General features: G+C 71.2%; 7 protein-coding genes and 1 rRNA gene. 5 read left to right on the forward strand and 3 right to left on the reverse strand.

What is annotated here, in order from left to right; genetic code table 11:
* Positions 1 to 7: 7 nt before the first annotated feature.
* Positions 8 to 685: a two-component system response regulator MtrA gene (mtrA, locus tag ACGF4C_RS37940; protein ID WP_030416996.1), complete on the reverse strand. Its 678-nt coding sequence runs from the start codon at positions 683 to 685 to the stop codon at positions 8 to 10.
* On the reverse strand, positions 682 to 1854 hold the full coding sequence (mtnA, locus tag ACGF4C_RS37945) for an S-methyl-5-thioribose-1-phosphate isomerase (protein WP_393572991.1): 1173 nt from the start codon (positions 1852 to 1854) through the stop codon (positions 682 to 684). The genes mtrA and mtnA overlap by 4 nt, the downstream gene beginning before the upstream one ends.
* A gap of 152 nt (positions 1855 to 2006) precedes the next feature.
* On the opposite strand from mtnA, the gene ACGF4C_RS37950 reads away from it, so the two are divergent.
* The 5 genes from ACGF4C_RS37950 to ACGF4C_RS37970 are packed head-to-tail and all read left to right on the forward strand — an operon-like array spanning position 2007 to position 7617.
* A complete protein-coding gene (locus ACGF4C_RS37950; RefSeq protein WP_393572993.1) occupies positions 2007 to 3431 on the forward strand; it encodes a hypothetical protein in 1425 nt (474 codons plus the stop codon).
* 4 nt (positions 3432 to 3435) lie between these two features.
* Positions 3436 to 4128, forward strand: coding sequence for a DUF4129 domain-containing protein (locus ACGF4C_RS37955; RefSeq protein WP_393572995.1), 693 nt, complete (start codon positions 3436 to 3438; stop codon positions 4126 to 4128).
* A complete protein-coding gene (locus ACGF4C_RS37960; protein WP_393572997.1) occupies positions 4125 to 5351 on the forward strand; it encodes a DUF4350 domain-containing protein in 1227 nt (408 codons plus the stop codon). Before ACGF4C_RS37955 ends, ACGF4C_RS37960 begins: the two co-directional genes overlap by 4 nt.
* Entirely contained in the window at positions 5332 to 6297 is a 966-nt protein-coding gene (locus ACGF4C_RS37965) for a MoxR family ATPase (protein ID WP_030416991.1), read from the forward strand. Before ACGF4C_RS37960 ends, ACGF4C_RS37965 begins: the two co-directional genes overlap by 20 nt.
* Before the next feature lie 9 nt (positions 6298 to 6306).
* Positions 6307 to 7617 (forward strand): DUF58 domain-containing protein, encoded by a 1311-nt coding sequence (locus ACGF4C_RS37970; RefSeq protein WP_393572999.1) that lies wholly within the window; start codon positions 6307 to 6309, stop codon positions 7615 to 7617.
* Positions 7618 to 7974: 357 nt separating this feature from the next.
* Here the strand turns inward: ACGF4C_RS37970 and rrf are convergent.
* Positions 7975 to 8067: ribosomal RNA gene (rrf, locus tag ACGF4C_RS37975) — 5S ribosomal RNA — on the reverse strand; the annotation flags it as partial.

Below are 8067 nucleotides of genomic sequence, written 5' to 3' on the forward strand. Positions count from 1 at the left end.
GATCATCTCAGCTGGGCCCGGCCTTGTAGCCGACCCCGCGCACGGTCACCACGATCTCCGGACGCTCCGGATCCCGCTCGACCTTCGAGCGCAACCGCTGCACATGGACATTGACCAACCGGGTGTCCGCGGCGTGCCGATAGCCCCAGACCTGCTCCAGCAGCACCTCACGCGTGAACACCTGCCACGGCTTGCGCGCCAGCGCCACCAGCAGATCGAACTCCAGCGGGGTCAGCGCGATCGACTGCCCGTCGCGCTTCACCGAGTGACCCGCCACATCGATGACCAGGTCACCGATCGCCAGCTGCTCGGGCGCCGGCTCCTCCGAACGCCGCAGCCGCGCCCGGATCCGGGCCACCAGCTCCTTGGGCTTGAACGGCTTGACGATGTAGTCGTCCGCGCCCGACTCCAGCCCGACCACCACATCGACCGTGTCGCTCTTGGCGGTGAGCATCACGATCGGCACCCCGGACTCCGCCCGGATCAGCCGGCACACCTCGATGCCGTCCCGTCCGGGCAGCATCAGGTCGAGCAGGACGAGATCCGGCTTCGTCTCACGGAAGGCAGCAAGGGCCTTGTCACCGTCCGACACGAACGACGGTTCAAAGCCTTCGCCACGCAGCACGATGCCGAGCATCTCTGCCAGTGCGGTGTCGTCGTCGACGACCAGGACGCGTCCCTTCATTCGGCCATCATCCCATTACCTGATCGTGACTTACTCCATCGTGACGTGGAACACACCTCCACCAGCCGGTCCCGGGTGACCGGGGAGATCACTCCGGCCTCCGTCACGATCGCCGTCACCAGCGCCGGCGGAGTCACGTCGAAGGCCGGGTTGTAGGCCTGTGCGCCCAACGGCGCCACTGGCACACCGGCCCCCGGGACCGCCCCGGCACCCTGCACGGAGGGCAACGAGAACTCCGTCACTTCCTGCCCCGGCCGCTGCTCCACCTCGATGTCCGCACCCTCCTCGGTCTCCAGATCCACCGTGCTCGTCGGCGCCACCACCACGAAGGGAACGCGGTGGTACTGCGCCAGCACCGCCAGCGGATAGCTGCCCACCTTGTTGGCGACCGAGCCGTCCGCCGCGATCCGGTCGGCACCTATCAGCACCGCATCCACCTCACCACCGGCGAACAGCGACCCGGCCGCCCCGTCCGACAGCACCGTGTACGCCATACCGGCCCGCGCCGCCTCGTAGGCGGTCAGCCGCGCCCCCTGCAACAACGGCCGCGTCTCGTCCACCCACAGCCGGCGCAGCTCACCGGCCCGGTGCGCCGCCAGCGCCACCGCCAGGGCGGTGCCCTCGCCCCCGGACACCAGCGCGCCCGTGTTGCAGTGCGTGAGAATCCGATGACCGCCGCCCGGCAGCAGCTCGCCCAGCAACGCCAGACCGTGCTCCGCCATCCGCGCACTGGCCGCGATGTCCTCCGCGTGCACGGCCCGGGCCTCGGCCAGCGCAGCAGCCGCAGCCTCCGGCACTCCGACGCCGTCGGCCACCGCCGCCCGGTACGCATCCGCCGCGCGCCGCACGCCGTAGCCCAGGTTGACCGCGGTCGGCCGGGCCTGCGCCAGCACCTCCACCGCTTCTTCCACATCGAAGCCCCGCGCCGCGGCCAGCGCCACGCCATAGGCACCCGCGATTCCCAGCAGCGGTGCCCCCCGCACGGCCAGCGACCGGATCGCCTCGACCAGTGCCGGCACGTCCGTACAGACCAGCTCCACCTCCTCCGCCGGCAGCCGGGTCTGATCAAGGAGGACCAAGACGGGCCCCTCCGGCAGCTCCTCCCAGCGCAGCGACGGGATCGTGAGCGTCCCGGCGCCCACCTCGGATACCTCGTACTGATCGCCCATCCCCTCAGTCTGCCGCCGACCGCCCCTCGAACAGAAGGTCCTCTCACTCTCAGGGCCCGGGTACACAACGCGCGGCGCCATGACACGATGACTGCCACCGCGGACCCCGGACCCCGGCCGCCCCGGCGGGCCGGCAGCAAGAAGGAGCGACGATGAACAACTCTCCGGGCTGGGCCTCGCCCGGATCCACCCCCTCCGACGAGCCGGGCCGCGGCACACCGGAGCAGCCCCTCCAGACCCCCGGAACGGAAGACGAGCCCGGCCCCGCCGAGCAGCCGACCCCGCCGAACTGGTCCAAGCAACAGCCGCCCGCCGGCCAGTGGTCGGCCCCCGCCGGCATCCCCGGCCAGAGCGGCCCCGGCGACCGCGCCCGCGCCTCGTCCGGCACCGGCACCGGCTGGGGCGGCCACCCGGCCCCCGGCCCGCAGGCCCCCTGGGGCTGGTCCCCGGTGCCTCCGGCGGCCAAGCCCGGCGTCATCCCGCTCCGCCCGCTCGGCGTCGGAGAGATACTCGACGGCGCGGTCGCCACCATGCGGGCCCACTGGCGCACCGTGCTCGGCATATCGCTGATCGTCGCCGTCGTCTCGCAAACCGCCGTCACCATCGTCACCGGCCTGTGGTTCCGGAACCCCGGCAGCGCACCCACGATCTCCAGCAACAACGCCCCGCCGGTCCGCGAAACCATGCGCCAGGCCGGGAACTCGCTCGCCGGATCCGCCATCACCTCGGTGATCGGACTCCTCGCCACCATCATCGCCACCGGACTGCTCACCATGATCGTGAGCCGCGCCGTCCTCGGCTGTTCCGTGACGGCCGGCGAAGCCTGGCGCGACGCCCGCGGCCAGCTTCCGCGCCTCCTCGGTCTGTTGGTGCTGCTGCCCCTCCTCATCACGGCCGTCTTCGCGGTCGGCCTGACACCCGGCCTTCTCGTCACCGCCTTCGCCACGCTGGACCTGGGCCTGCTTCTCACCGTGTTCGGCGGCTTCGCCGCCGCCGCAGTCGGCATCTGGCTGTGGGTCCGCTACAGCCTCGCCTCCCCCGCACTGATGCTGGAGAAGCAGGGCATCATCGCCTCCATGCGGCGCTCCGCCAAGCTCGTACGCGGCTCCTGGTGGCGGGTGCTGGGCGTCCAGCTGCTGGCCTACCTCCTGGTCGCCATCGTCGAGTTCATCATCCAGATCCCGGCCACCATCGTCGCCTTCGTCATCGGCGGTGAGAGCATCCTGGACTGGGCGAACGGCACCAGCGGCAACACCGGCTGGTCCTTCCTGACCGTGCTGGGCATCGGCGCCGTGATCAGCTCCACCATCACCCTCCCGATCAGCGCCGGCGTCACCGCGCTCCTCTACGTGGACCAGCGCATCCGCCGCGAGGCCCTCGACCTCGAACTGGCCCGCGCCGCCGGCCTCCCCGGATACGGCACCGACACCCCCACCGACGCACCGGCCACAGACGGACCGACCGCAGACGCACCGACGGCAGACGCACCGGCCGCAAGCGCCCCGAACGCACACGCTCCGGCCGCGCCCGCCACCACTGCGGACGACGCCGGTCCCGACGCCGCACCGGGAAGCTGATGCGGTGACCACAGGGGGGAACATGGTCGCGCTCGGATCACTCATAGCGCGCTCCGACGACGACATACCGGTGCGGACACCGCGCCTCCCCGCCCGCGAGGCGGCAGAGCGCGAACTGTCCGACCCCCGGTACCACCAGCACGACCCCAACCCGATCCAGCGCGCCCTCGACTGGCTCTGGGACCGCGTCGACGACCTCTTCGGCGCGGCCGCCGGCGCCACACCGGGCGGCTGGATCGGCCTCCTCGCCATCGCCGCCTTCGTCCTGCTGCTGCTCGTCGCCCTCCGGCTGCGCCTCGGCGCAGTACGCCGCACTCCGACCACCAGCGGCGCGCTCTTCTCCGACGCTCCCCGGACCGCCGCCGAACACCGCGCGGCCGCCGAACGGCACGCCGCCGCAGGCCACTGGAGCCAGGCCGTCCAGGACCGCATGCGCGCCCTCGTCCTCTCCCTTGAGGAACGCACCCTGCTCACCCCCGCCGCCGGCCGCACCGCCGACGAGGCCGCCGCCGAGGCCGGCCTGACACTCCCCCGGTACGCCGACCAACTCCGCACCGCCGCCCGCACCTTCGACGACGTCACATACGGCGGCCGCACCGGTACAGAACAGGCATACGCCTTCCTGGCCACCCTCGACACCGAGCTCCAGCAGGCCAAGCCCGACCTGGCCACCACCCCGACCAGGAGCCGCGGATGACCACGGCCGCCCCGGAGACCGCCGCACCCTCCCTCACCGCACGCCGACTGTGGGCCCGCTCCCGAGGGCCCCTGCTCGCGCTGCTTCTTCTCGTCATCAGCGGAGTGATCCTCGCCGCCCTGCAGTCCGGCGAACAGCACGGCCGGCTCGACCCCCGCTCGGCGGACCGCTCCGGCAGCCGTGCGCTGGCCCGACTCCTGGCCGGCCAGGGCGTCTCCCTCCAGGTCGTCACCACCTCCGAGGAGGCCGCCGCCGCCTCCGGCCCCGACACCACCCTGCTCATCACGGACCCCGACGTCCTGACGCAGAAACAGCTGACGGACCTCCACACCGCAACTGCTCAGACCCCCGGGCGCACCGTCCTGCTCACTCCCGGCTCTGCCTCCCTCTGGACCTTCGCCCCCGGCGTCCAGGCCCAGCCCGCAACCGGCAACTCCCCGCGCAGTCCTGCCTGTTCCCTGCCCGACGCACACCGTGCCGGCAGCGTGCTCCTCGGCGGCCTTCGCTACACCACGTCCGACGAGCGCACCGATCGTTGCTACCCCGTCAGCGGCCGGCCCACCCTGCTGCACCTGCCGGCCGCCGACAACGGCCGCGACACCGTCCTCCTCGGCTCCGCCGACTTCCTCTACAACCAACACCTCGCCGAGCACGGCAACGCCTCGCTCGCCCTTCAACTCCTCGGTGCTCACCACCATCTGATCTGGTACCTCCCCTCCGTGAGCGACCCGTCATCCGCTCATGACCAGCGCAGCTTCCTCGATCTCATCCCCTCCGGCTGGAGCTGGGCCCTGCTCCAACTCACCATTGCCGCCGGCCTCGCCGCCGTCTGGCGCGCCCGCCGACTCGGCCCTCTCGTCCCCGAAAACCTCCCCGTCACCGTCCCCGCCGCCGAGACCACCGAGGGCCACGCGCGCCTCTACGAACAGACCCACGCCCGCGACCGGGCCGCAACCGTCCTCCGGTCCGCAACCCGTACCCGGCTCGCCCCCCTCCTCGGCGTGCCACCCACCCAGGCCCACACTCCTGACCGCCTTCTCCCGGCTCTCCACGCCCACTTGTCCCCCTCCGCCGACCGCGCGACAGATCTGCACACCCTGCTCTTCGGCCCGGCCCCCGCGGACGACCGGGCCCTGGTGCAGCTGGCCGACCAGCTCGACGCACTCAAATCCTCGATCGTTTCCCAAGAGAGGCACGCCCCCCGTGAGCACCCCGACCGCTGACAGCGCCCGAGCTTCCCTCGAGGCCCTGCGCACCGAGATAGCCAAGGCCGTCGTAGGCCAGGACCCCGCCGTCACCGGGCTGGTCGTCGCCCTCCTCTGCCGCGGTCATGTGCTCCTCGAAGGCGCCCCCGGCGTCGCCAAGACTCTTCTTGTACGCGCCCTGTCGACCTCCCTCGAACTCGACACAAAGCGGGTGCAGTTCACCCCGGACCTGATGCCGAGTGATGTGACGGGCTCACTGGTCTACGACGCCCGCAGCGCGGAGTTCTCCTTCCAGCCGGGCCCCGTCTTCACCAATCTGCTGCTGGCCGACGAGATCAACCGCACGCCGCCCAAGACCCAGGCTTCGCTGCTGGAGGCCATGGAAGAGCGTCAGGTCACCGTCGACGGAACAGCCCGTCCCCTCCCCGAGCCCTTCCTGGTCGCCGCCACGCAGAACCCCGTGGAGTACGAGGGCACCTATCCACTGCCCGAGGCCCAACTCGACCGATTTCTCCTGAAGCTGACGGTCCCACTCCCCGACCGGCACGACGAGATTGACATCCTCACCCGTCACGCAGCCGGCTTCAGCCCCCGCGATCTGAACGCCGCCGGACTTCGCCCCGTCGCTTCTGTCGCCGACCTCGACGCGGCCCGAGCCGCCGTCGCAAAGACCTCGGTATCCCCCGAAGTCACCGGCTATATCGTCGATATCTGCCGTGCCACTCGCGAGTCCCCCTCGCTCTCCCTCGGCGTCTCCCCCCGAGGCGCCACCGCCCTGCTTTCCACGTCACGCGCCTGGGCGTGGCTCACCGGCCGCGACTATGTCACCCCTGACGACGTGAAGGCTCTTGCTCTCCCCACGCTGCGCCACCGCATCCAGCTCCGCCCCGAAGCGGAGATGGAAGGAGTCACCGCAGACTCCGTGATCAACGCCGTACTCGCACATCTCCCCGTCCCCCGCTGAGGCGACACCGTGACCCTCACCGGACGCACCGCCCTCGTCTCCGCACTCGGAGCCCTGTTTGTCGGCTTCGTGCTGCCCAGCTGGCTCGGCATCGCGATCGTCCAACTCGCCTTGCTGATAGCAATTTTGTGCGACCTCGCGCTCGCCGCGCCAGTGCGAACGCTCCGTTTCACCCGAACCGGTGAAACAACCGTTCGACTAACAGGCGAAGCCCACACCTACCTCACCCTCACCAATCTGAGCCGCCGTCCGCTGCGCGCCCACGTCCGCGACGCCTGGCCCCCGAGCTCCTTCCATCCCGGCTCGGAAGTCGCCGCCTCCCGGCACCATGTCCGCATCCCCGCAGCCGAGCGCCGGCGACTGACCACCACCCTCCACCCCACCCGCCGCGGTGACCACCACGCCGTACGCGTCACCGTCCGCTCCTACGGCCCCCTCGGCCTGGCAGCACGACAGGGAAGCCACCACGTCCCCTGGACCCTCCGTGTCCTGCCCCCCTTCACCAGCCGCAAGCACCTCCCCGCCAAGCTCGCCCGGCTCCGCGAACTCGACGGCCGGACCAGCCTCCTGACACGCGGTGAGGGCACCGAGTTCGACAGCCTCCGCGACTACACCCCCGGCGACGACGCCCGCTCCATCGACTGGCGCGCCTCCGCCCGCCGACAGGACCTCGCCGTCCGCACCTGGCGCCCCGAACGCGACCGCCGCATCCTGCTCGTCCTCGAGACCGGCCGCACCTCAGCCACCCGTATCGGCGACATCCCCCGCCTCGACGCCTCCATGGACGCGGCCCTGCTGCTCGGCACGCTGGCCGCACGCGCCGGCGACCACGTCGATCTCCTCGCCTACGACCGCCGCATCCGGGCCTCCGTACAGGGCCGCACCGCCCGCGATCTCCTCCCGGCACTGACCGATGCTCTGGCGCCCCTCGAAGCCGAACTTGTCGAGGCGGACGCCCGCGGCCTGGCCGCCGAAATCCATCGCCGCACCTCGCGCCGTTCCCTGATCGTCCTGTTCACCGGCCTGGACGCGGCCCCCGTCGAAGAGGCCCTCCTGCCCGTCCTGCCCAGCCTCACCCAGCGCAACGAAGTCATCGTCGCCGCCGTAGCCGATCCCCGCATCGAAGAGATGGCCACCGGCCGCCACTCACCCCAGGCCGTCTACGCCGCAGCAGCTGCAGAGCAGGCCATCGCCGCCCGCCGCCACACCGCAGACCGCCTCCGCCGCCAGGGCATCACCGTCCTCGACGCCACCCCGAACCACCTGGCCCCCGACCTGGCCGACGCCTACCTCACCCTGAAGTCCACCGGCCGCCTGTAGAAACGCCGCTCGCGTCCCCGCAGGCGCCTTGCGTGCACCCGGCCGGTCACTCGAAGCCCCCTCCTTGGCTCTCTCTGCCACGGAGGGGGCTTACCTTTGGTCCTACGTTGGGAAAGGGCATCACTCGGCCAGTGCTCAGCCCCCTGTCGGCCGCTGAACCGCAGCTGGAGCGGAATGAGTGAGGGACTGCGGTGGCTTCAACGCACACAACAAACTCACTCCAGCGTGCCTCCCCCGCCGGCCACGACGTTGGGACGCGGCGGAAGCCGCAAGGATGCCTTACGGATATCGTCCTCTCACCGACCCAGAACGCAGAAAAGCCCCGCACCATACGGTGCGGGGCTTTCCCCAAAGATTGTTCGGCGGCGTCCTACTCTCCCACAGGGTCCCCCCTGCAGTACCATCGGCGCTGAAAGGCTTAGCTTCCGGGTTCGAAATGTAACCGGGCGT

The sequence above is a fragment of the Streptomyces sp. NPDC048197 genome (assembly GCF_043202395.1).
Classification (GTDB): domain Bacteria; phylum Actinomycetota; class Actinomycetes; order Streptomycetales; family Streptomycetaceae; genus Streptomyces; species Streptomyces siderophoricus.